Source organism: Halorussus vallis, assembly GCF_024138165.1.
In the GTDB taxonomy this organism is placed as follows: Archaea; Halobacteriota; Halobacteria; order Halobacteriales; family Haladaptataceae; genus Halorussus; species Halorussus vallis.
Genome location: NZ_CP100000.1, coordinates 2062061 through 2085168, shown reverse-complemented (window position 1 = coordinate 2085168; position 23108 = coordinate 2062061). Strand labels below are relative to the sequence as shown.

The 23108-nt window shown below is 68.6% G+C and carries 23 protein-coding genes; 15 read left to right on the top strand and 8 right to left on the bottom strand.

Annotated elements, in window-relative coordinates; genetic code table 11:
- Positions 1 to 55: 55 nt before the first annotated feature.
- Positions 56 to 841 (bottom strand): nickel pincer cofactor biosynthesis protein LarB, encoded by a 786-nt coding sequence (gene larB / locus NGM07_RS10550; protein WP_253510969.1) that lies wholly within the window; start codon positions 839 to 841, stop codon positions 56 to 58.
- 179 nt (positions 842 to 1020) lie between these two features.
- On the opposite strand from larB, the gene NGM07_RS10545 reads away from it, so the two are divergent.
- Complete coding sequence (locus tag NGM07_RS10545) at positions 1021 to 1188, top strand: DUF1931 family protein (protein ID WP_253510967.1); 168 nt, start codon at positions 1021 to 1023, stop codon at positions 1186 to 1188.
- Positions 1189 to 1279: 91 nt separating this feature from the next.
- On the opposite strand, the gene rpiA is transcribed toward NGM07_RS10545, so the two are convergent.
- Positions 1280 to 1966 (bottom strand): ribose-5-phosphate isomerase RpiA, encoded by a 687-nt coding sequence (rpiA, locus tag NGM07_RS10540; RefSeq protein ID WP_253510964.1) that lies wholly within the window; start codon positions 1964 to 1966, stop codon positions 1280 to 1282.
- Positions 1967 to 2079: 113 nt separating this feature from the next.
- On the opposite strand from rpiA, the gene NGM07_RS10535 reads away from it, so the two are divergent.
- Positions 2080 to 2898 carry an ABC transporter ATP-binding protein gene (locus tag NGM07_RS10535; protein ID WP_253510961.1) on the top strand — a complete coding sequence of 273 codons (819 nt, stop codon included), beginning with the start codon at positions 2080 to 2082 and terminating at the stop codon, positions 2896 to 2898.
- Positions 2899 to 2907: 9 nt separating this feature from the next.
- On the opposite strand, the gene NGM07_RS10530 is transcribed toward NGM07_RS10535, so the two are convergent.
- Complete coding sequence (locus NGM07_RS10530; RefSeq protein ID WP_253510958.1) at positions 2908 to 3210, bottom strand: amphi-Trp domain-containing protein; 303 nt, start codon at positions 3208 to 3210, stop codon at positions 2908 to 2910.
- Positions 3211 to 3347: 137 nt separating this feature from the next.
- On the opposite strand from NGM07_RS10530, the gene NGM07_RS10525 reads away from it, so the two are divergent.
- From NGM07_RS10525 to NGM07_RS10505, 5 genes are all read left to right on the top strand, one after another.
- Positions 3348 to 3656, top strand: coding sequence for an ArsR/SmtB family transcription factor (locus NGM07_RS10525; protein WP_253510955.1), 309 nt, complete (start codon positions 3348 to 3350; stop codon positions 3654 to 3656).
- Positions 3657 to 3814: 158 nt separating this feature from the next.
- A complete protein-coding gene (locus NGM07_RS10520) occupies positions 3815 to 4978 on the top strand; it encodes a sodium:calcium antiporter (protein ID WP_253510952.1) in 1164 nt (387 codons plus the stop codon).
- A gap of 198 nt (positions 4979 to 5176) precedes the next feature.
- Complete coding sequence (locus NGM07_RS10515; RefSeq protein ID WP_253510950.1) at positions 5177 to 6421, top strand: ABC transporter permease; 1245 nt, start codon at positions 5177 to 5179, stop codon at positions 6419 to 6421.
- A gap of 550 nt (positions 6422 to 6971) precedes the next feature.
- Positions 6972 to 7916 carry a hypothetical protein gene (locus tag NGM07_RS10510; protein ID WP_253510947.1) on the top strand — a complete coding sequence of 315 codons (945 nt, stop codon included), beginning with the start codon at positions 6972 to 6974 and terminating at the stop codon, positions 7914 to 7916.
- A 63-nt stretch (positions 7917 to 7979) separates the two neighbouring features.
- Entirely contained in the window at positions 7980 to 8681 is a 702-nt protein-coding gene (locus NGM07_RS10505) for an SDR family NAD(P)-dependent oxidoreductase (RefSeq protein ID WP_253510946.1), read from the top strand.
- A gap of 370 nt (positions 8682 to 9051) precedes the next feature.
- Here NGM07_RS10505 and NGM07_RS10500 read toward each other — a convergent pair whose 3' ends face one another.
- From NGM07_RS10500 to NGM07_RS10490, 3 genes are all read right to left on the bottom strand, one after another.
- Positions 9052 to 10185 (bottom strand): ORC1-type DNA replication protein, encoded by a 1134-nt coding sequence (locus NGM07_RS10500; RefSeq protein WP_253510943.1) that lies wholly within the window; start codon positions 10183 to 10185, stop codon positions 9052 to 9054.
- A 117-nt stretch (positions 10186 to 10302) separates the two neighbouring features.
- Positions 10303 to 10461, bottom strand: coding sequence for a DUF1059 domain-containing protein (locus NGM07_RS10495; protein WP_253510940.1), 159 nt, complete (start codon positions 10459 to 10461; stop codon positions 10303 to 10305).
- A 79-nt stretch (positions 10462 to 10540) separates the two neighbouring features.
- Positions 10541 to 12511 (bottom strand): MutS-related protein, encoded by a 1971-nt coding sequence (locus NGM07_RS10490; protein WP_253510937.1) that lies wholly within the window; start codon positions 12509 to 12511, stop codon positions 10541 to 10543.
- Between the two features lie 90 nt (positions 12512 to 12601).
- Between NGM07_RS10490 and NGM07_RS10485 the strand changes: the two genes are divergently transcribed.
- The 3 genes from NGM07_RS10485 to larE all read left to right on the top strand — a co-directional run bounded on the left by NGM07_RS10485 (position 12602) and on the right by larE (position 15865).
- On the top strand, positions 12602 to 14227 hold the full coding sequence (locus NGM07_RS10485) for a SagB/ThcOx family dehydrogenase (RefSeq protein ID WP_253510934.1): 1626 nt from the start codon (positions 12602 to 12604) through the stop codon (positions 14225 to 14227).
- A 148-nt stretch (positions 14228 to 14375) separates the two neighbouring features.
- On the top strand, positions 14376 to 14831 hold the full coding sequence (locus NGM07_RS10480) for a DoxX family protein (RefSeq protein WP_253510932.1): 456 nt from the start codon (positions 14376 to 14378) through the stop codon (positions 14829 to 14831).
- Positions 14832 to 14935: 104 nt separating this feature from the next.
- Complete coding sequence (gene larE / locus NGM07_RS10475; protein WP_253510929.1) at positions 14936 to 15865, top strand: ATP-dependent sacrificial sulfur transferase LarE; 930 nt, start codon at positions 14936 to 14938, stop codon at positions 15863 to 15865.
- Between the two features lie 530 nt (positions 15866 to 16395).
- Here the strand turns inward: larE and tatC are convergent.
- The gene (gene tatC / locus NGM07_RS10470) at positions 16396 to 17217 is read right to left on the bottom strand and encodes a twin-arginine translocase subunit TatC (RefSeq protein ID WP_253510926.1); all 822 of its coding nucleotides are present in this window, start codon (positions 17215 to 17217) and stop codon (positions 16396 to 16398) included.
- 93 nt (positions 17218 to 17310) lie between these two features.
- On the opposite strand from tatC, the gene NGM07_RS10465 reads away from it, so the two are divergent.
- From NGM07_RS10465 to NGM07_RS10445, 5 genes are all read left to right on the top strand, one after another.
- Positions 17311 to 19581, top strand: coding sequence for a twin-arginine translocase subunit TatC (locus NGM07_RS10465; protein WP_253510923.1), 2271 nt, complete (start codon positions 17311 to 17313; stop codon positions 19579 to 19581).
- A gap of 568 nt (positions 19582 to 20149) precedes the next feature.
- Positions 20150 to 20323: a ribbon-helix-helix domain-containing protein gene (locus NGM07_RS10460; protein WP_253510920.1), complete on the top strand. Its 174-nt coding sequence runs from the start codon at positions 20150 to 20152 to the stop codon at positions 20321 to 20323.
- Positions 20316 to 21047: a queuosine precursor transporter gene (locus NGM07_RS10455; protein WP_253510917.1), complete on the top strand. Its 732-nt coding sequence runs from the start codon at positions 20316 to 20318 to the stop codon at positions 21045 to 21047. The genes NGM07_RS10460 and NGM07_RS10455 overlap by 8 nt, the downstream gene beginning before the upstream one ends.
- A gap of 81 nt (positions 21048 to 21128) precedes the next feature.
- On the top strand, positions 21129 to 21893 hold the full coding sequence (locus tag NGM07_RS10450; RefSeq protein ID WP_253510914.1) for a DUF7537 family lipoprotein: 765 nt from the start codon (positions 21129 to 21131) through the stop codon (positions 21891 to 21893).
- Positions 21894 to 21973: 80 nt separating this feature from the next.
- Positions 21974 to 22180, top strand: a complete 207-nt coding sequence (locus NGM07_RS10445) for a DUF8132 family protein (protein WP_253510911.1) — start codon at positions 21974 to 21976, stop codon at positions 22178 to 22180.
- Positions 22181 to 22327: 147 nt separating this feature from the next.
- On the opposite strand, the gene NGM07_RS10440 is transcribed toward NGM07_RS10445, so the two are convergent.
- Entirely contained in the window at positions 22328 to 23101 is a 774-nt protein-coding gene (locus NGM07_RS10440) for a 23S rRNA (uridine(2552)-2'-O)-methyltransferase (protein WP_253510908.1), read from the bottom strand.
- Positions 23102 to 23108: the final 7 nt, after the last annotated feature.

The window sequence follows — 23108 nt, the reverse complement described above, 5'->3', positions numbered from 1 at the left end:
ACACTCCGAACTCGAATCCCCACCGAGCAATCGGACGTTTCCTCGCCTCGTTGGACTACTCGGAGTCGCCGTCGGCACCCGACCGGGCACCGCCGACGGCCCGGGCCACGAGGCCCGCCTGCGCACCGGCGACGAAGCCCGCGTCGACGTTCACGACCGACAGCACGGTACAGGACTGCAACATCCCCGCGAGCGCGGCCTCGCCCTCGCCGCCGAAGCCGTAGCCCGCCGAAACCGGCAGGCCGATGACGGGGGCGCTCACGAGGCCCGCGACGACCGTCGGGAGCGCACCCTCCCGGCCCGCCGCGACGATGAGCGCGTCGGCCTCGCGGAGGTCCTCCAGTTGGTCGACGATGCGGGTCAGGGCGGCTACGCCGACGTCGTCGACCCGTTCGACGTTCGCGCCCATCTCCGCGGCCACGACGGCCGCCTCGCCCGCGGGCACCGCGTCGCTGGTGCCCGCGGTGACGACGCCGACCGTCGCGTCCACGTCGGGCGTCTCGAAGCCGTCGGCGTGGGCGACGACCGCGCCGGACCGCCCGTGAATCGTCAGTTCCGCGTCGGGGTGTTCGTCGGCCAGTCGCTCGCGGACGGCCGCGCGATGGTCGCCGTCCGTCCGCGTGATCAGCGCGCGCCCCGCGGTCGCGACGGCGGTCGCGGCCAGCGAAGCGACCTCCTCGGGCGTCTTGCCCTCGCCGAGAATCGCCTCCGGAACGCCGCGGCGCGTCTCTCGCGCCGCGTCGAACCGTCCGGCCTCGTCGGTCGCGTATCCGGATAGTTCCGCCTCGGCCGCCGCGACGCTCAGTTCGCCCGCGGCGACAGCCTCCAGTATCTCGCGCATACCCTCTCTCGGCGCTCTCCGTACTCGTATCCTCCGACAGCGGTCGCCCACGCAAAACAACCCTCTTCTATTTATATGTTCCGGCCACGTGCATAGATAACCGGTAACCGAGCGAAACGAAGCGGTTCACCCGAAAATTTGAGAAGCTTTATTAGGAGGGGGAGGAAAGGACAGGGCGTATGGCAGACCTCATCGTCAAAGCCGCTGTCAAGGACGCACTGGACGACAAGAACGTTGCCTCGGACTTCTACGACGCGCTCGACGAGCGAGTCGAGGACCTGCTCGACGACGCCGCCCGCCGCGCCGAGTCCAACGACCGGAAGACCGTCCAGCCCCGCGACCTGTAAACCGGGAAATCGACCGTTCATTTCTTTCGAGCGCCACACCGACCAGAGCCGTCAGCGCCGGCCGAATCGACCGAGTGCGGGGACCCGACGCTCAGAACCGCGTCACGTCGACGCCGTCGTCGGTACCGACGTGAATCTCGTCGGCCAGACCGACGAACAGGCCGTGTTCGACGACGCCCGGCACCGCGGCGAGGTCGGCCGCGAGTTCGGCCGGATTAGCTATCGTCCCGAACTCGCAGTCGACCACGAGGTTCCCGTTGTCGGTCACGACGGGGCCGTCCTTGCGCTCGGCGCGCCGCAGCGTCGGCGTCCCGCCCAGGCCCCGCACGTCGGCCGTGACGGTCGTGTGCGCGTCCGGCAGGACTTCGAGCGGGACGGCGCGGTCGAGCTGTTTCGCGCGCTTGCTCGGGTCGGCGACGACGAGGAACCGGTCGGCCGCGGCGTCGACGATCTTCTCCCGGGCGTGGGCCGCGCCGCCGCCCTTCACGAGGTGCGGCCCCGAGAACTGGTCGGCTCCGTCGATGGCGAGGTCGACGGACTCGACCTCGTCGAGGCCGACGAGCGGGATGCCGACCTCCGTCGCGAGTTCGCGCGACTGGAAGGAGGTCGGCACGCCGCGCACGTCGAGGCCGCGGTCGACCATCTCGCCGACGGCGCGGATCGCGTGGGCCGCCGTACTCCCGGTGCCGAGTCCGACGACCGTCCCGTCCTCGACCGACTCGGCGGCGCTCTCGCCCGCCGCTCGCTTCTGCGCTTCCGTTCCGCCGGTCGACTTCATGCGAGGAGGTGGGTCGCCCGTCGTAAAAAGCCTGGCCGAACTCGGCGCAAGCCCTCGTTTCTCGGCGGAACGGGCGTCAGCGTTTTGGGACGCTCCCCCGTAAGCCGTGTATCATGGCTACCAGCGACCCGACCGCCGACTCCGACGGCGACGCCGACGTCGACCCGCCCGCCGAGGCCGACGCCGACGACTGGGCCGAATCCGCCGGCGAGTCGGCCACCGGCGAGGCGGTGTCGCTCCGGGACGTGCGAAAGACCTACTTCCTCGGCGAACCCGTCCACGCGCTCGACGGCGTGTCGCTGTCGATTCCGACCGGTTCGTACACCGCCGTCATGGGGCCGAGCGGGTCGGGGAAGTCGACGCTGCTCAACCTCATCGGCTGTCTCGACACGCCGACCGAGGGCGACGTGTTCGTCAACGGCCAGGAGGTTTCGGCGATGTCCGACCGCGGGCGCACCCGCGTCCGGGGCGAGGAGATCGGCTTCGTCTTCCAGACGTTCAACCTCATGCCCAAACTCACGGCGGCCGAGAACGTCGCGCTCCCGCTGGTCTTCCAGGGCGTCGGCAAGAGCGAGCGGATGGAGCGCGCCAGAGAACGCCTCGACGAGGTGGGCCTCGCCGACCGGGCCGACCACCGGCCGAACGAACTCTCGGGTGGTCAGCGCCAGCGGGTCGCCATCGCCCGCGCGCTGGCGGCCGACCCGGCCATCATCCTCGCCGACGAACCGACCGGGAACTTAGACCAGGAGACCGGCAGGCAGATAATGGGACTGTTCCAGCGACTCTACGACGAGGGCAACACCATCCTGATGGTGACCCACGAGCGGCCCATCGCCGAGCACGCCCAGCGCGTGGTCCACGTCCTCGACGGCACCATCGAGGACGTCGAGGAGATAGAGTCGCCTCGGCGGGTCGAGGCGGAACTCGACTGAACCGCGGCGCTACTCCACGTTCAGTTCGCCGCCGCCGCGCGGTTGCGTGAACTCCAGTTCGACCTCCAGTTCCGCTTCGCGACCGCCGGCGAACTCGACCTCCACCTCTATCGGTTCGCGGTAGTCGAACGGAATCTCCCACTCCTGAGACGAGAGCGTGATGCTGGTGTCGCTCTCTATCTGGTCGGCCAGGTCCCGCAGGAACGCCGCCGTCGCCTCGCGCGAGAGGTGGACCTCGCGTTCGAAGAAGCCGTCGGTCACCGTTGTCTGTTTGCGCTCGTTGTCGTCGGGCAAGTTCACCCTGTCCCCCATGGAGTCGCCTACGGCGACGTCGGGCATAAACGTCGGCCCGTTACCGGGACGCTACCGCTCGCTACCCGAAGGCTACCGCTTCCGACGCCCGTTACCGACCGGCTACTTTTTGCCCGCGAAACCGTACCCTCGGCGTCGTGTCGCTCATCGACCTGCTGGGGAGCAAGGCGCGGATACAGATAATCCGGGAGCTATCGCGCGAACCGCGGTACGTCTCCGAACTCGCCGACCGTGTCGGCATGGACGGCAAGACCGCGGTCCACCACCTCTCGCGCCTCGAAGAGGCCGGCCTCATCGCCCACTACCGGCGGGGCAACCGGAAGTACTACTACCTCGACCGCACCGTCGAACTCCGGGCCGCCCCGCCGCCCGAGCGGACGTTCGTCCTGCAGACGAACGAGCGCGACGACGACTGGGACCCGACCGAGACCGCCACGGACGACTGAGTCCGAGGGCGCCCGCGGGCGCCCTCGGACGTTCGTAGGGGCCAGGAGTAACCGCCCGGGGCCGCGGCTCCGTGTAGACGAGTTCAATGGAACGCGGTACCCGGCCAACAAATACCACGTAGGTGGCGGTCGTGGAGGCGGTAGGGGGAACTGCAAACGTGTATTTCGACGCGCGTCGGGTCTGTCTGGTCGCGCTGGTCGTCCTCGCGCTCGCCGTCGGCGGCGTCGCCGCGCAGGACGACGACCAAGGAGCGGCGGGGGAATCGGGCGAATCGAGCGAATCGGGAGAACTGCTGTCGGTGACGGGGTGGGCCGCGGTCGGGGCGTTCCTGCTCGGGTCGCTGATACTGCTCGCCAGCGTCGAGGTACTCATCCACGCGCTGGTCCGGACCGCCTCGCGGTTCGGCGTCTCGGCGCTGTTGCTGGCCATCGTGGTTTCGGGCACCGAGGTCGACAACGTCGCGTTCGGCCTCTTCACCGGCTTCGCCGAGATGCAGGACGTGGCGTTCGGACTGGCCATCGGCAACGCCATCTCCATCTTCGGGCTGACGCTGGCGGTGGCGGCGCTGGCCTACCCGTTCGAGGTGTCGGTGCCCGACGACTACCTCGCCATCATGGTCGCCTCGCCGCTCGTGTTGCTCCCGTTCCTCGTCGCCGGCGAGATCGCGCCACTCCACGGCGTGCTCCTCATCGGCGCCTTCCTGGCGGTGTTCGGCTACATCGCCCGGAAGGAACTCGGCGGCGACCGGTCGTACATGCGCTCGACCGAGGTGATGGAGGCCGCCACGAGCGCCGACGGCGCCGAGACGCCGGTCGACGACGACCTCCCGGCCGCGGTGCGTCGGCTCTCGCGGCACGACTGGTTCTGGCCGGTCGTGATGCTCCTCGCGCTCGGGGGCGTCGTCCTCGGCGCGCAGTTTGCTTCGGCGGGGACCGAGGGCATCCTCGAGACGTGGGACCTCCGGGAGACCATCTTCGGGGTCACGCTGGTCACCATCGTGTTCACGCTCGACGACCTGCTGCTGGCCATCGAGCCGGTTCGGCTGGGTTACTACGAGGTCACGGTCGGGGGCATCATCGGGAGTCTCATCTTCTTCGTCACGGCTAACACCGGCATCGTGGCGCTGGTCGGCTCCATCTCGACCAGCCCGCGGGCGCTGTACTTCCACCTGCCCGTGCTCCTGCTGTTCGCCGGGGCGTCGGCCTACCTGTTCCGCCGGGGTCGGCTGACCAGGTTCGCGGGGGCGGGACTGCTCGCGCTCTACGTCGTCTACCTCGTCATCAACGTCGCGTTCTTCGCCGCGCTCCCCGTCGAGGGGTGAACCGGCGACGCCGGACGCGGCCGGTATCTTAAGTATCGCCGTCGACCTAGAGCGGACGACCGCTCCGCTACATCGGGGGACGACCGGACGAAGGGGAGGTCGGGGAACTGGACAGTCGCGCCCGAGCGGGTCCGACGTCATCGGACCCGCTCGGGCCGCCGCGACCGAGGCGTTCGCGCGAGGACCGTACGACACCGAATGGAGTTCACGGAGAGTCTGCGACTGAGCTGGCGAGCCATCCGGAGCCACAAGCTTCGCTCGACGCTGACCACGCTGGGTGTCGTCATCGGCGTCGCGGCGGTCATCACTTTCGTCACGCTGGGCACCAGCCTCCGGGCCGACGTGCTCGGCCAGGTCGGCGCCGACCGCACGCCCAACGTCTACGTCTGGGCCAGCCCCGAGGGCGAGGGCGGCGGCACGCCTGGCGCGGGCGCCCAACCGGTGTTCACCGAGCGCGACGTGTCCGAACTCCGGAACCTCTCGGGGGTGCAGTCGGTCGTTCCGCGGGGCATCGTCCCGACCGCCGGCCTCTCCCACAGTGGCAACACCGTCGCTCAGCGGCAGGTGATAGCGACGGCGCCCGCCTACTTCGACTCGGGGAGCTTCGTCGCCGGCCGAGCGTTCCGGCAGGGCCAGCGCGAGGTCGTGCTGAACGAACAGGCCGCCAAGCTGTTCGACACGCAGGTCGCGGTCGGCGAGAACGTCACGCTCCGACTCGCGTCGGGCGACTCCGTCGAGGCCGAAGTCGTCGGCCTGCTCAACTCCTCGGCGGCCGGCGGCCCCTTCGAGGGACTCGGCTCCCAGCCGCTCGTCTTCGTCCCGACCGACCCGTTCTACCGGACCACCATCGAGAGCCCGACCACCGGCGAGAGCCAGCGCGTCTACCCGACGGTGACGGTGGTCGCCGAGGACTTCGGCGCGGTCGCAGAAACCAAGGAATCCGTCAGAGCCTACCTGACGAACCGCTCGGACGCCGCCCAACTCGCGCCCGACGGCTACGAGTTCTCGGTTTCGACCGACCAGGACCTCGTCGACCAGCTCGAAGAGCTGTTGAACACCCTGACGAGCTTCATCACCGGCATCGCGGTCATCTCGCTCGTCGTCGGCTCCATCGGCATCGCCAACATCATGCTGGTGTCGGTGACCGAGCGCACCAAGGAGATCGGCATTATGAAGGCCGTCGGCGCGCAGAACCGCGACGTGCTCCAGTTGTTCCTGCTGGAGGCGGTGTTGCTCGGCGTACTCGGGTCGATCGTCGGCATTCCGGTGGGCGTCCTCGGCGCGTACGCGGCGGGCCAGTACATCGGCCTCTCGCTCGTACTACCCTACAAGTGGTTCGCCATCGCGGTCGTGGTCGGCGTGCTCGTCGGCGTGCTGGCGGGGCTGTATCCGGCGTGGAACGCCGCGAACACCGACCCCATCGACGCGCTCCGGTACGAGTAACAACACCACCTTTCAGCTCCACCTTTTTTGTCGTCGGGTCGCCGAGCACGCCTCCGGCCTACTCGGCCACCGCTCTCTGCTCGCGGCTCCGCCGCTCGCACGGCTCGTGGGAGCTTCGCTCCCACGGTGCTCGAAAAAATCTGGACCAAAAAAGGACACGCACTGAGGCCGAGTTGCGATGCGACTCGGCCTCAGCGCATCTTCGGACCGTCGGTGCGTGAGCCTTCGGCTCGCTGGCGGAGACGCTGGTGCGGGCGCTTCGCGCCCTGTAGTTCGGCTGTGTAGTAGTGCTCGTCCTCTTCGAAAGACTCGTCTCGTCAGGTGTCGCCAAACCTCTCACAGACCCGGCTTATCCGTCGACAGTGATGCTCTCCCGGTCAGTTTCGACCGGGGCGACCGCGGGCGCGGTCGCCCCGGCCCGCCCACGCCTAAGCTCCCTCAATCGTCTCGTCCCGTCGACCGTTTTCCGCTGAACCGTCTGGAGGGTCCCCGCGAACCGTGCGAACGGCGTCTCCGATTTATCACCCTCGGGCCACTCCTCGAGAAGTGCATGAACCGACGCCAGTTCGGGGCCACGGTCGCCTCCACGACACTCGCGCTCGCGGGCGTCTCCGCGAGTTCGACCACCGCGCTCGCACAGGACGCCGAGTCCGAGCGAGTCGAGGACGTCTCGGCGACGCTCGGCACCGCGACGCTCTCGGCCGACTCGGCGGCGATGACCCGCGATGGCGACGCCGCGGTCATCCGGGCGCGCGGCGGACGCATCGAAACCGAGACGCGAACGCTGTCGGCCGACGGCGTTCGGGTGACCGTCGAACAGGTCGACGACGAGTCGTATCGGATGCTCCGCCGGGGGTTCGCCGACGCGACCAGCGAGGGGTCGGCGACCGACCTGTTCGCGGCGCTCGGGCGCGCCGACGTGCCCGAGGACGCGTCGGCGAAGCTCGAACTCTCGTCGCTCGCGGCCGACGGCCGACCGCTCGCCGACGAAGTGGCGGCCACCGGGACCGTCGGCGGCATCGTCCCCGACGGGGCGGCCGACCTGGCGGCTGGCGAGTCCGTCTCCGGGCTCGGCGCCACACAGTTCCGGACCGTGCGGATCGCTCGCGGCGAAACGACGCTGACCGCCGAGGACGTGACCGCACGGGGCAAAGACGGCGCGCTCGAAGTCACCGCCGCGACGGGCGAAGTGACTGCCGAGTCCAAGTCGGCCTCGTTCGAGGAGCTGACGATGACCGTCGAGCCGCCGACGTCCACCGCTCGGACGAACACCTTCGAGGAACTCGCCGCACACGCCGAGGACGGCTCGCTGTCGCTCTCGTCCGTGGGCGAGGCGCTGTCGGACGTGCGCCTCGGTGACCTGCTACGGACGGCAGAGAACGCCGCCGTCCGGGTCCACTTCGCGAAGGTTTCGAAGGGCGGCTACGCCGTGGAGGACGTCACGTTCACGGGGACGATGACCGGACTGCTGGCGAAACTGGCTCGGAAGCTCTGAACGGGTCCGCCGAGAATCGGCCTCGCCGCGGACTCTTTCCGGCTCCGCGCCGTACCGCGAGCCATGGCACCAACCGCGGTAATCGCAGGCGTGGGACCGGGTCTGGGCGAATCGATCGCCCGGACGTTCGCCGACGAGGGCTGTGAGGTGGGCCTGTTCGCCCGCTCGGGCGACTACGTTTCCGACCTCGCGGACGACCTCCCGACCGACGCGGTGGGCGTCGAGACGGACGTGAGCGACCCGGACGACGTGAAACGGGGGTTCGAGCGCGTTCGGGACGAACTCGGCCCGGTAGACGTGCTGGTCAACCACGCCAGCGGCGGCGCGTGGGAGGGACTGCGGAACCTCTCGGCCGAAGAGTTCGAGCAAGCGTGGCGCGTCGGCGGCTACGGCGCGTTCCTCTGCGCGAAGGAGGCCGTCCCGGACATGCTCGACGGCGACGGCGGCACCGTCATCTTCACCGGCGCGACCTCCGCGATTCGCGGCCGCGAGGGCGCGCTCGGCTTCTCCAGCGCGAAGTTCGCCGCCCGCGGGATGGCCGAGTCGATGGCAAGGGAACTCGGTCCCGAGGGAATCCACGTCGCCCACGTCGTCATCGACGGCCAGATTCTCACCCCGAGCGCCCGCGAGTCGAACCCCGACCGCGACGAGGAGACGTTCCTCGACCCCGACGAAATCGCCGAGAACTACTGGCATCTGGTCGAACAGGACCGGAGCGCGTGGACGCTGGAACTGGACCTGCGGCCGCACACGGAACGGTTCTGAAACCACCTTTTTGCTGCGTCGGGTGGCCGTGAGCGCCTCCGGCGCTCCGGCCACCGCTCCCCGCAAAAATCTGCACCGTGGGAGCTCCGCTCCCGCGAGCTCTCGTTCGTGGTTCGAGAGAGCGAAGCTCTCTCGTCATTGCGGGAGCGCTGCTCCCGCTTGCAATCAGAAATCTCCGATTTCTGATGACATCACGAAAGGCTTCGCCTTTCGAACGACTTCGCTCACGAGAAGACCAAAAAGGACACACGACTGCGCCGAGACGCGAGGCGTCTCGGCGCAGTCGCATCTTCGAATCGCTGGTGCGGGCGCTACACGCCCTGTAATTCGGCTGTATGGCGTCGCTCTTCTCCGGAGAAGTTCGGGTCGGCTACTGGCCGTCGAGCCGATTCAGCACCGCGTCGGGCTCGTAGCGCAGCGAGAGCTGTCGCGAGCGCCCGCGCCCCTCGACGTTGGTGTAGGTCGCGTCGATGATGTCTAGTTGGTCGAGTTTGTTGATGATCTCGGAGTAGCGTGTGTAGCCGAGGTCGGTCTGCTCGTGGAAGGCGTCGTAGACGTCGCCGGCGCGCTCGCCGTCGTGCTCGGCGATGACCCGCAGGAGTTCGATCTCGCTGTCCGAGAGCGCCCGGAGGCTGTGGCTCAGGTGGACGAACTTCGACTTCTGGTAGGCCTGTTCGACGTCCTCGACGCTGACGGTCCGGCTGGCGCGCATCTCGGCGTTCAGCCCCGCCCGGCGCAGCAGGTCGATGCCGACCCGTAGGTCGCCGCTCTCGGCGGTCAACTCGGCCACGCGGTCGAGCACCTCCGCCGAGACCACGCCCTCGTGGAAGCCGCGCTCGACGCGCTCGCGGAGGATGTCGACGATCTCCTCGCGGTCGTACACCGGGAAGTAGACGTCCTCCGGTCGGAAGACGCTCTGGACCCGGCCGTCGAGTTCCTCGATGACGTCGAGGTTCATGTCCGAGGAGACGACGATGACGCCGATCTTCGCGCCGCTGTGGGCCTCGTGGGCCCGCAGCAGCGAATACAGCGTGTCCGAAGCCTCGCCCTCGTAGAAGAGGTAGTTCACGTCGTCGAGCGCGACGACGAGCACCTCGTCCTCCTCGACCAGTTTCTCGGTAATCTGGCGGAACAGTTTCTTGAACGAGATGCCCGACGAGGGCGGCTCGTACTCGAAGATGCCCTCGAAGATGCGCGAGAACACGGAGTAGCGCGTCGAGTCGACCTGACAGTTGACCCGGACGGTCCGCACGTCGGTCTGGGCCGCCAGTTCGCTGAAGAGCTTCTGGACCGCGGTGGTCTTGCCGGTGCCGGGCGGCCCGCGCGAGATGACGTTCAGCGGCCGCGACCCGCGCGCGGCGGGCCGGAGCGCGTACTTGAGACTGCGCATCTGGCTCTCCCGGTGGGCGAACGTCTCTGGGACGTAGTCGATTTCGAAGACGTGCTCGTCTCTGAACACGGATTCGTCCCACGAGAGCATCCCCTCCTCGGGGTCGTCTGCCATCACTTTCACCACGCCGGTCCAGCTACTTAACCTTTCGGCAGTCGAAAATATCGGCCAGCTGAGACTGCTACGGCGGACTCTCGGGCCCTCGCGACCCGGTATTCGGTTTCGGCGAATCTACGCCTGCTGGACGTTCCCCTGGATGTCGTCGCGGCTCATCGACATCCCGTGTTTGTCTCGGGCGTGTTCCTGGGCCACGTCGACGACCTCGTTCTCGTCGTTCGCCCGGACCATGAACTCGCAGCTCTGCTGGGGACATTCGAACTGGTGTGCCATCTGTCTCCCCTCCCCGGGGCGGCTACCGAGACGCCGGCGACCGGGATAACTGCTGTGGCTTTCCGGGTCGGCTCGTCGGCTAAAATTTCTCCAGCAGGCGGTCGTAGAAGCCGCCGTCGGCGTCGTTCGACAGTTTCTCCACGATGAGTTCTGGCGTCGAGCGCGCGAGGTGGCCCTTCACCGGCGAGCGGTTCACCATCAGTTCGCCGTCGACCAGCCCCTCGGCCTCGATGCCGTCGACGGCCACGTCGTAGTCGGCCACGTCCCGAATCTCGGCCGCGAGGTGCGAGACGAACACGCCCGTCACCTCCCGACCTCGCAACTCCTCGAGGATGCCGGCGATTATCTTGGCGCTCGCGCCGGGTTCGGTGATGCTCTCGAGTTCGTCGACCAGCACGAGTCGGTCCTCGCTCCCGCTGGCCAGCCCCGCGAACTCCCGGAGCGTGCTCTCGAACGCCCCCGCGTCCAGCGTCCCCTGGGTCTTCGCGTGGTAGTGGAGTTCGCCGAAGCGCTCCATTCGGACCGACTCGGCGGGCACCGGCATGCCCATGTGGGCCAAGATGGTTATCAGCGCGACCAGGTCGAGCGTCGAGGTCTTTCCGCCGGAGTTGACCCCCGACAGCAACGCCACGTCCGAGACGGCGTAGTCGACCGGCTCCACCTCGGCGAACTCGACGTCGAGCAGCGGCGAGCGCCCGCCCTCGATGGCGAACCCCTCGCCGCCGAACTCGGCCTCGACGCAGTCGAAATCGCGAGCGAACCGCGACACCGCCAGTTCGACGTCGAGTTCGAGCGCGGTCCGCACGAGCTTCTCGGCGTCCTCGCGGCGGTCCGCCAGCTCCGCCGCCAGTTCGCGCTTCCGGCTGGCGGCCCGGCGGTCCTTCGCGGCGTTGAGGTCGTCGCGGAGCCGCGAGATGGCCTGCTCGTCGTGCTCGACGGGGAACGTCGGCTCCTCGGGGAACGCCCGGCGGGCGACCTCGGCCTCGCCCGAATCGAGGTCGAGCGACGCCACGAGGTCCTCGCGGGCGTCGGCGACGGCGGCGGCGTACTGGTCGCTCAGTTCGCGCGAGAGCAGCGAGTCGACGCCCGCGCCGCGCTCGACCAGTGACAGCAGGTCCGACCCCTCGATGGTGACGTCCTCCTCCTCGATGGCCTCCCTGAGGCGGTCGTTGGCGAGACTCTCGGCGGTCGAAACCGCCGCGTCGAGGTCGGCGGTCGCCCGGGTCAGTCGGTCGAGTTCCTCGTCGCCGACGACGGTGCCGTCCGTCTCGACCTGCTCCAGCGCGGCTTCGAGCGCGTCGAGGTCGAGCGGCGGGTCGATGCCGGCCGCACGGTGGACCTCGGCGGCCGCCCGGAGGCTGTCGCGGTTCGCCGCGTAGAAGCCCAGCACGCGCTCGGGGACGACTTCGGCGGGGCGTTCGAGCGCGTCGGGTTCGACCCGCACGTCGCCGTCGACCGTGACTCCGGTGAACTCCTCGTCGAGCGCGACCACCGTCGAGTAGCCCCGCGCGAGGTCGGCCAGGTCGCGGGCGTCCTCGACGATTTCGACGCTGAGTTCGGGGATGGCGTTCTGGGCCGCGGTGTAGCGCTCGGCGTCGGTCGTCGCCAGACAGCGGTCACGGACCATCGCGTCCCGGGACTCGACCAGCGGTTCGACGCCGGCCAGCGCGTCGAGTACCGCCTCGTTCGGTTCGCGCTCGACCGCCCGCGCGGCGAACTCTCGGGCCTCCTCGATGCGCGAGGCGACGCCGCTGGGGTAGAAGGTTTCGAGGCGCTTCTCGCCGTAGGTCGTGACCGTCCGGGCCTTCAGCAGGCCGAGCGCGTCGCGGTAGAGTTCCCGCGCGCGGTCGGTCGCGAGGAAGCCGCCGGGGTCGCCGTGGCGCTCGCGGATGGCGCCGCGCGCGATGGCGGCGGCCCGGCCCTCCGTGATGCCGGGCGCGCTCGCCAGTTCGGCGACGTCGCCGGTCTTCAGCGCGCGCTCGGGGTCGTCCAGTTGCGCGAGCGCCGCCGCCGTCTTCGACCCGACGCCCGGTATCGCCTCCAACTCCATTCGGCGTGGAGTACCGACCGCTGGCTTAAAAACGTTCGCGGAGTGGTACGTCCCTCGAACTTTTTCAGCGGTCGGGTCGAACTCGGGCCCATGCCAGCGCGCGTCGGCGCTCGCGAGTACCACGAGCGGACGAAACACACCCCCGAACGACTCCGGGAGTCGGACTTCTCCCTCGACTTCTCGAACAAGCCGACGCCCTACAAGGCCTACCGGGACCTGCCGGCGGTCGAACTCCCCGACCGGATTCGGCCGCCCCAGGTTCCGACGCTCTCGGCGGTCGCCGACCTGGGACCCGAGTTCCGCGACCGGGGAGCGCGGGAAGGCGTCGAGGTCCGGCGCGTCGACGCGCCGGACCTCGACGCGCTGACCCAGCTCTGCTACTACTCGGCGGGCGTGACGAAGCGAATCCGGCGGGGCGACCGCGACCTCCTCTTCCGGGCGGCGGCCTGCACCGGCGCGCTCTACCACGTCGACCTCTACGTCGTCGCCGGCGACCTTCCGGCGACCGCGGACCTCCCTGCGCTCGACGCGGGGGTCTACCACTTCGACCCGCAGACGCTCTCGCTGGACGTGCTCCGAGAGGGCGACTACCGTGGCGTGCTCGCGGACGTGACCGGCGGCGAAGCGCGCGTCGCCGACGCGCCGCTCACGTTCGTCGCCACATCGACGTGGTGGCGCAACGCCTGGAAGTACCGCGAGCGGACCTACCGCCACGCCTTCTGGGACTCGGGGACGATTCTGGCCAACCTGCTCGCGGTCGCCCACGCGCTGGACCTCCCGGCGAGCGTCGTCGCGGGGTTCGCCGACGAACGGGTCGCCGACCTGCTGGGCGTCGACGTCGACCGCGAGGCGCCGCTCGAACTCGTCCCGGTCGGGGCGGACGACCCCGCACCCGACCCGCGCCCGGTCGACCCCATCGACCCCGCGACCGAACCGCTCTCGGACCGCGAGGAGCGCTACGACCTCATCCCCGCCGCCTACCGCGGGTCGTCGCTGGCCGACGGCGAGGCGGCCGCGGCGTGGCGCGAGCGAGCGGCGAGCGCCGAGGACCGCGTCGAATCGCCGTCGCCGTCGTCGCCCGGCGGCGACGGCGACTCGGCCGGAAACGAATCCGGCGACCGAATCGCGCTCGACCCGGTGGACGACGCCCGGGCTGCCAAGACGCCGCTCGACCGGACGATTCGCCGCCGGGGGTCCTGCCGGGAGTACACCCGCGAGACGCTCAACTTCCGGAAGGTTTCGACGGTGCTCGACCGCGCCGTCTCCGGGTTCCCCGCCGACTTCCGCGACCCGGACGGGCCGGCGCTCCAGTACACCGACTGCTTCCTCGTGGTCCACGATGTCGCAGCGGTGCCGCCCGGCGCGTACCGCTACCGCCCGGAGGCGGGCGAACTCGAACTCCTCCGGGAGGGCGACTTCCGGGAGGAGGCCGCCCACCTCGCACTCGACCAGCGACTCGCCGGCGACGCCGGTTTCTGTGCGTTCTTCCTCGCCGACCTCGACGCAATCGTCGACCGACTCGGCGACCGGGGCTACCGCGCCGCCCAACTGGAGGCGTCGCTGACCGCCGGCAAACTCTACCTGGCGGCCTACGCCCACCGCGACCTCGGCGCGACCGGCCTCACCTTCTACGACGACCGCGCGACCGAGTTCTTCGAACCGCACGCCGACGGCGCGACGCCGATGTTCCTCTGGACGCTCGGCCGGCCGGCGTGACGGCGAGCGCGCGGCGAATCGCCGCACGCTCGCCGGAGGAGTTCGGATTTCCTCGCCGAGCGTCGTAGTCGCCCCACGTTCGGCCCTGCGATTCGACCGGCCGCAACCGTCTTGACGACCGACCGGGTACCTTGGATTACCAACAATTATGGCGAACGGAGCAACGACGTCCAGCGACCTGGGAATCGCGCTGGTCCGACTCGCGGTCGGCGTGGTGATGGTCGTCCACGGGATCGGCAAACTGTTCGGCGTCGGTCCCTCGGCGGCGCCGCTGGGCGAGTTCGGCGGCTTCCTCGGTAGCCTGGGCGTCCCCCTGCCGACGCTGGTCGCGCTCGGCGTCGCACTGGTCGAGACGGTCGGCGGCCTCTTCGTCCTCGCCGGCTTCCTGACCCGCTACGCCGCCGCGCTTTTCGCCGCCGACATGCTTGCCGCGACGCTGCTCGTCCACCTCCCGCGCGGGTTCTCGGTGGCGAACGGCGGCTACGAGTTCACGCTGACGCTCTTTCTCGCCGCGCTCGCGCTGGTGTTCCTTGGGTCGGGGTCGTTCTCGGTCGACCGCGCGGTCCTCGGCCGCGAACCGGTTCCGAGCGCGGTCCGCAGGTGAGTCTGGGCCTCGCGCGGGCGAGTCGGCGCTCACGCGCACGTCGGAACCGCGACTCCGCGCGGTCGGGTCAACGCGCTTTTGCCTCCGCGGACTAATCTCCCGCCATGACCGCTGGTACCGGGACCGTCGAGGAGAAAGCGCAGGCCGTCCGCGACGACCTCGCCGACCGCGAGGGCGTGCTGGTCGCCTTCTCCGGGGGCGTCGATTCGAGCGTGGTCGCGGCGCTGGCCCGCGACGCGCTGGGAGAGGACGCCGTCGCCTGCACCGCCAAGAGCGAGACACTGCCGGAGGCCGAACTCGACGACGCCAGGCGGATCGCCGAGGAGATCAGCATCCGCCACGAGGTCGTGGAGTTCTCCGAACTCGACGACCCGAACTTCGTCGTCAACGACGACGACCGGTGTTACCACTGCCGGACGATGCGCCTCGGGAAGATGTTCGACGCCGCCGAGCGCCTCGGCATCCCGGTCGTCTGCGACGGGACGAACGCGAGCGACGCCGACGGCGGCCACCGCCCCGGCCTCCAGGCGGTCGACGAACTCGACGCCTACTCGCCGCTGTTGGCCCACGATATCGACAAGGACGAGGTCCGGGCCATCGCCGACGACTACGGTCTCTCGGTCGCCGACAAGCCCTCGATGGCGTGTCTCTCCTCGCGCATCCCGACCGGCCTCGAAGTCACCGAGGAGAAACTGACGCGAGTCGAACGCGCCGAACAGTTGGTCCGGCAGTGGGGTTTCTCGCAGTTCCGCGTCCGCGACCACGACGGACTGGCCCGCATCGAGGTCGGCCGCGACGAACTCGACGCGGCGCTGAACCCCGAGTTCGTCGCGGCCGCCCGCGAGCGCCTGACCGAACTCGGCTTCGACCACGTCACGCTGGACCTCCACGGCTATCGGACCGGAAGCGTCAGCCCCGAGGATGACGAAACGGAGCGCGACGCCGGGACCGAAGCCGGCGGTTCGTCGGCGTCGGACGCCGACGAACCGCTCGTCGAGGACGTGTTCGCCGCCGACTACCCGTCGGCGGAGTGAGCGTCGCCGACCATAGCGACCGACCGTCCGGACTCACCGTCGGCGCCCGTTCTCCCCGAAAATCCGCCGAGAGCCGTCGGCAGTTACTGCCGACGGCTCTCGGCCGGATTCGTAGCGAACCTTCTTCCGGTACGGCGCCGTCGCTCGCCGGTCGAGTCCTCGCAGAAATGGCATGGGCGTTCGCACCCAGGGTGGCAGTTTGCTGGCACGCGAACTGCGATTTGTAGCTGCTGGCACGCGAGCTAAGTGGCAGGCGCGAACGCTATCAGTTCGTAGTAGCCACACCCGCTTAGTTATATGCCGATTGTACGCCCGGAAATCCCTCGTTGCCGTCGGCGCGGGCCGAATAATCCCGCCGCAACGGCCGAAGTGGGGTCACCGAGTACCTCCATCCTCCCGAAGGAGGACACAATCGAGGAGTGCCCGTCGCCGGAGGAGTTTCGGCCGCCGGAGGAGAACGTCGCCGTCGAGGAGAATCCGTCGCCGGCGGAGCGCCGCAGTCGGGGACCCAGCCAAAGTCCGACCGGACGTCACCTGTCGGTCCACTTGAGCAGCAACAGCGTCCCCTCGAACAGCACGATCATCGTCACGGTGACGATGATGGGGGCCATCCCGGTCGGGTCGGGCGTGAAGAGGAACGAGATGCCGAGGAACGCACCCCAGAACAGTAGCCGGCGGTCGGCCAGCCACTGACGGGTGGTCAGGCCCATCATGATGGCGAGCATGATGAACAGCGGAATCTGGAAGACCACCGCGAGGTAGCCCATCAGCATCAGGATGAGGTTGAACGTCTTGGTCAGCCCGAACGCCAGGACGGCGACGTCCTCGGTGTAGTAGACGAAGTAGGTGAACACCGCGGGGAGGACGAGGAAGTACGCGAAACTCACGCCGACGAACGCCAGCACAAGGCTCGTCGGCACCGCCGCGAGGTAGTACCGGCGCTCGTGGGGATAGAGGCCGGGTCGCATGAACAGGTACGTCTCGTAGACGAACACGGGGAGCGCGATGACGGCACCCGCGAGACTGGCGGCCTTCAGCTTGGTCAGCACCAGCGCGAGCGGGTGGTAGAGCTTCGGTCGCGCCTGGTCGCCGAGCTGTTCGAGCGGGAGGATGTGGTACCAGAGGCGGTTGATGATCTGCTCGGAGAACAGGAGCGCGAAGGCGGTGACGACGCCGGCGATGACGACGACCACGGCCAACCGCTTTACCATCTCCTCGATGTGGTCGGCCAGCGGCATCTCCTCGTCCTGGATGGGGTCGTCGGGTGCCGCCGGCTCGGGGTCCCGGAACGACTCCGGCGCCTCCTCGGTCGCGGGGGAGATGTTCCCGGCCGTCGCCTCTTCGTCAGCCATTCACCCGAGCTAGGTGCTCGGCCCATTATAGGCTTTCTTCTCTTGGAAAGACGAGAAGATTGATAACCGCGAGACGGCTACCCCATCCAAGGAATGTCCGGTGGAAGTAGCATCGTCGACGAGGATACCGCACGCGCCGTCAACAGCGGTCGCGAGACAGTCGGAGCGATGCTCTCGACGGCCCAGGACCACCTGCGGAAGGTGTTCGTGGTCTTCCTGGTCGGTTTTCTCGCGTCGTTCTACGCGCTCCGGGGCGTGGGTTGGCCCTTCCTGAAGAAGGTCACCACGGCCCAGATGACGGCCTCACTCGCGGCCGACGTGAAGTTCGTCGCGGTGACCCCGTTCGACGTCATCCTGCTCCAGGCGAAGATAGGCGCCATCGCCGGAATCATCCTCGCGCTCCCCGTTCTGCTCTACTACGCGCGCGACTCGTTCCGGCAGCGGTCGTGGTACCCCCGAGGAAAGATCGCCGGGTGGAAACTGGCGCTAATCGGCCTGCTCGCGCTCGTGCTGTTCTTCGCCGGCATCCTCTACGGCTACGCGGTCTTCTTCCCGCTCATGTTCCAGTTCCTCGCCGACAACGCCATCTCGGCGGGGTTCGAGACGCGCTACTCCATCGTCAAGTGGACCGAGTTCATCGCGTTCCTCTCGCTGTCGTTCGGACTCGCGGCCGAACTCCCGCTGGCGATGAGCGGACTGGCGTACACCGGCATCGTCCCCTACGAGACGTTCCGCGACAAGTGGCGATACGCCGTGCTCGGCATCTTCGTCTTCGGCGCGGTCGCGTCGCCGCCCGACCCGTTCACTCAGGTCATGTGGGCCGCGCCGCTGGTCATGCTCTACGCGTTCAGCCTCTACCTGACGAAGATCATCGTCACCCTCAAGCGCGGTAGCGAGCGCCTGAGTTTCCTGGGCGTCATCCGAGACAACTGGATCCGCGTGCTCGGGACGCCCGCGCTGGCGTTCCTCGCCGCGCGACTGTTCCTCACCAGGGTCGGCGTCGCAGGTATCAACGCCCAGATTCCGACCGAGTACGCGAAGTACCGCCTTTCGCCGCTCGGCCAACTGCTCGGACTCCCCGAGACGCAGGCGGTGCTGGCGGTTTCGGGCGCCGTCGCCGCCGTCGCGTTCGTGGCGGCGTTCATCTACTACCTCACCAAGGAACTCGACAAGGTCGCGGCGACGGCCGCCCCTGCCGGCGCGGGGACCGCTCCGGCCAACATCGACCTGAGCACCCTCGACGCGGGCGCGGTCCGGGCCGCCCCGCCCGAGGTCTTCGTCGAGATGGACGAGGCCACGGCGGTCGACCACGCCCGGCAGGCGATGGACGACGACGAACCCGAGAAGGCCCAGGCCATCCTCGACCGCTACGACGAACTCCACCCCGAGGAGGACGAGGACGCCGAGGCGGCCGCCGAAACCGCCGCCGGCGCGGCGGCCGACGGAACCGACGCGGCGAGCGACGACGCCGAGGGCGAGGGAGCCACCTTCCCCCGCGAGTCCGACCAAGCCCCCGAAGGCTCCGGGAACGTCTTCCAGAGCACGGCCGCGGGCATGGCCGACGCCTTCACCGAGGACGAGACCACCGAGGACGACATCGGCGGGTGGTTCTACGACCTGCGGTTCATCTTCGAGAGCCTCACCTCGAAGATGATGTACCTGGTCGGCGTCTTCATGGCCGTCCTCGCGCTCACGTTCGCGTTCCTCTACCGGGGCGGCATCGGCGAGATTCGGGAGGACTTCCTCTCGCGACTCCCTGCGGCGGTCCGCCCCGAGATGGGGGCCGACCAGCAGGTGCTCGGCATCGTCACGCTCCACCCCGTCGAGGCGCTGGTGTTCGAGGTCAAGATATCGACCCTGCTGGCGGCCGTGGCGGTCCTCCCGCTGTTGCTCTACTGGTCCTGGCCCGCGATGAAGGAGCGGGGCATCGCCAGCGGCGACCGCCGCGTCTTCGGCGTGTGGGCCGGCGCGATCACCATCGGCCTCATCGCCGGGAGCGCGCTCGGTTACACGGTCGTCGCCCCGAACATCATCTCGTGGCTCGTCGCCGACGCCCTGCGCGCCGACATGATCATCTCCTACCGGGTCAGCAACTTCTTCTGGCTGGTGTTCTTCACCACGGCCGGCATCGGCCTGCTGGCCGACGTGCCGGTGACGATGTTGCTGTTCGAACGCGGCGGCATCGTCTCGTTCGACGCCATGAAGAGTCGCTGGCGCGAGGTCACCATCGCGGTGTTCGCCATCTCGGGGCTGGTGACTCCCGACAGCCTCTACACGATGTTCCTGCTGGCGGTGCCCATCTCGCTGGCCTACGGCGTCGGCCTCGGCCTGCTGTGGGTCGTGACGCTCGGCGGACGGCGGTAGGACGGACACCCTTTTTCGGTCCAAAGCGGTGTACGACGGCGACGAACAAGGACGACCGAAACGGTAACTCTGACCGCTATAGGGCGCTAGCTACTCCCGACACCAATGAGGGAAGAAGCCCTCGCTCGGCCTCCCTTTCGGTCGGCCTCGGTCGCCCTTCATCCACCGAGGTCCCCACTCCTCCCCGCGCCGCGTGGCGGCGCGCAACCTTCACTCGGTGTCGGGCCTGGTGATTGCTCTTCCTGTTTCGGCCGATGCCACCAGCCAGTGGATGCGCGAGGGGTCGAAGACCCCGAGCGGGGAGGGTCGGGGCGCGGTGCTGTGCGGTTGCGGTACTCAGTTGTGGAGTGCGAGTGGCGGTCGCGATTGCGGACCGGTTCAGAGTCGGATGATGTTCTCTTCGGTGTCGAGAGTAGCTAGCTCCTCTCGTCCGTCGTCTCCGGTATCGCGTTCGACTCGTTCTTCGTCGCCCTCTTTCCAGTCTGGCCCCGTTTCCGACTCTACTCCGCGAACTCGCCCGAAGCGACTGTCGAATAGTTTAAACCACCCAGGCCGATATTATCCGAGTATGAGCAAGATAAGCGTGGAAGTGCCCGACGAACTCCTCGCCGACCTCGACGCCCACGTCGGCGACGACGGTAAGTTCGTCAACCGGAGCGAGGCGATTCGGGCCTCGGTCCGGAAGATGCTCGACGTGCTGGACGAGATAGACGAGCGCCACGGGAGACTCGAAGATGACTGACGGGCGCGTGCGAGATGCCCACCCGCTCCCGGTCGGCCGACTCGCGCTGATCGCGCTGTTCGTCACCGCGCTGGTGACCGCCCAGTTGACCGCCTCGAAACTGCTCGGCTTCGCGCTCCCGGTGAAACTCCCGGTCGTGGGCGCGATGCTCGTGATGCCCGGCGCGGCGCTGGCCTACGCGCTGACGTTCTTCGCCTCGGACTGTCACGCCGAACTCTACGGCCGCGAGGAGACCCACAAGCTGGTCAACGTCGGCTTCGCGATGAACTTCGTGCTGGTCGCGCTGGTGTACTCGACCATCGCCGCGCCGGCCGCGCCGTTCAGTTCGGTCGCCCCCGAGACGTTCGCGCGGGTGCTCGGCGCGAGCGCCAACATCGTCGTCGCCAGTTCGCTGGCCTACCTCGTGAGCCAGAACTGGGACGTGTGGGCGTTCCACCGCATCCGCGCGGCCACCGGCGGCGACCACCTCTGGCTCCGCAACGTCGGGTCGACGGCGACCAGCCAACTGCTCGACACCGTCATCTTCGTCACCGTCGGCTTCGCGCTGATGCCGGCGCTCCGGGGCGGCGACCCCTATGGCGCGAGCGCGCTCCTCGGTCTGATCGTCGGCCAGTACCTCCTGAAACTCCTTATCGCGGTGGCCGACACGCCGTTCGTCTACGCCGTCGTCGGCTACCTCCGGTCGCGCAGGTCGGTCGCGCCCGCGCCCCGCCCGGCCGACTGAGTCGGATTCGGACGCCGGCCGGCGGTCGGCCCACCGCCGGACTCCGACACTTCTTTGACCCCCGCCTCGGTCGCTCGGTGTATGCGAAAGAACATCTTCATGTTGCTCGCAGTTAGCTGTCTCGTCGCCCTCGCCGGGTGCTCCGGCGCACTGTCGGACGCGCCGGGTGGCACCGGCCCCACGCTCGACGACGTCTCGTACCCCGACGGCGTCTCGGAGAACGGCACCGACGCCGCCGCGCTCGCCGACGGCCACCGGGCCGCGCTCGAAAACGAGAGTTTCACGCTCTCGATGGAACTGTCCCAGAACTCCTCGATGGGTAACCGGACGGTCGAGATGGACGCCGCGGTCGGCGCCGACCGCGACGACGTGCGGGCGAACGTCTCGGCGATGCGCCAGCAGGTGTCGATGTACCTCACCAGCGAGAAGCAGTACACGAAGACGACCGTCGACAACCGGTCGATGTACCGGGTCCAGAACCGCACCCCCAAGGGGATGCAGTTCGTCCCGGCGTCGTACACCGGCGCGCGATACGTCGAACAGTTCGCGTCGAACGTGAGCTTCCGACCCACCGGCGTCCGCGAGGTCGACGGGACGAAGCTCATCGTCCTCCGGGCCAACGAGTCGGCCGTGACCGCGCCCGACCGCGTGAACGTCACCGAGTACAACGGGACGCTGCTCGTCGACGAGCAGGGCCTCGTCCACGGCTTCGACGTCCAGGTGACGACCGAACAGGACGGCCAGCGCGCCTCGGTCGGCTTCTCGCTCGGTATCTCGGACGTGGGTGAGACGACGGTCGAAGAGCCGAACTGGCTCGACGAGGCGAAGAACCGGTCCGAGAACTGACGCGACCGTCCCTGGGACTCGACTGCAATCGACCTTCGACGGCCACAACGGTTTTATTCGATTCCTGCGGTGTGCGGAGCATGTACAAACTTCTCGGCGGATTCGCGGCGATACTCGGGCTTCTGGCCACGAGCGCCGGCGGCTGGCTCCTCGTTCGCGGTCCGTTCTTCGGCGGTCCCGCGCCCGGCACCGACCTGATGCTCGCGGCGCTCGGCGCGTTCATGGTCGGCATCGTCCTGTTCGGCTGGGGCGCGGTTCGCTGGGTCGGCGTCGGCGCCCGCATCTGACGGCGGCTCGAAGGCGGCGCGATACCGAACCGCGGAGAGCGAGAACGGAGCGCGAGAAAAGCCCCGCGAGTCCGGACGCCGTCGGCGTCCGGACTCGCGGGCGAAATCGGTTCAGAACGTGCGGGCGAAACCGGGTCGAAGGACTCGCTACTCTCCTTCTTCGGCGATTTTCTCGGCGAACCCGTAGTTGGGCTTCACGTCGGTCACGCGGACCTCCACCGTGTCACCCTCCTCCGTGCCCGGGACGAACAGGGTGTAGCCGTCGACCTTCGCCACGCCGTCGCCCTCGCTTCCGACGTCCGCTATCTCGACCTCCAGGGTGTCGCCTTCGCGGACCGGTCCGGTCAGCCGACCCTTCGCCACGAGGTACAGTTCGGAGGACTCCTCGCGGGAGGCGTCGGGGCTCATGGTGCGGACGTACTCGAACTCGGCCTCGACGTCCTCGCGGAGGGCCGGCAGGTCCTGTCCCTCGAACACCTTCACCGCGAAGTCGCCGCCCGAGTCGAGCACGTCCATCGCCGTCTCGAACGCCTGACGGGCGAGGTGGACTGACCGGGCGTGGTCGAGGTTGTACTCGCCGGTCATGTTCGGGGCCATGTCCGAGAGCACGACGTCGACCGAGTCGCCCGCGATTTCGCGGACCTTCTCCTTCGTCTCCTCGTCAGTCATGTCGCCCCGCACGGTTTCGACGCCGTCGAGCGGGTCGATGCGCTGGAGGTCGACGCCGATGACGGTGCCGTCCTCGCCGACTTCTTGGGCGGCGACCTGGAGCCACCCGCCGGGGGCCGCCCCCAGGTCCACGACCGTCGCGCCCTCGTGGAGGAGGTGCTCCTCGCGATTCAGTTGTTTGAGCTTGTAGGCGGCCCGCGAGCGGTATCCCTCCTGTTTCGATTTGTTGTAGTAGTGGTCTTTCCTTGCCATGATTGCG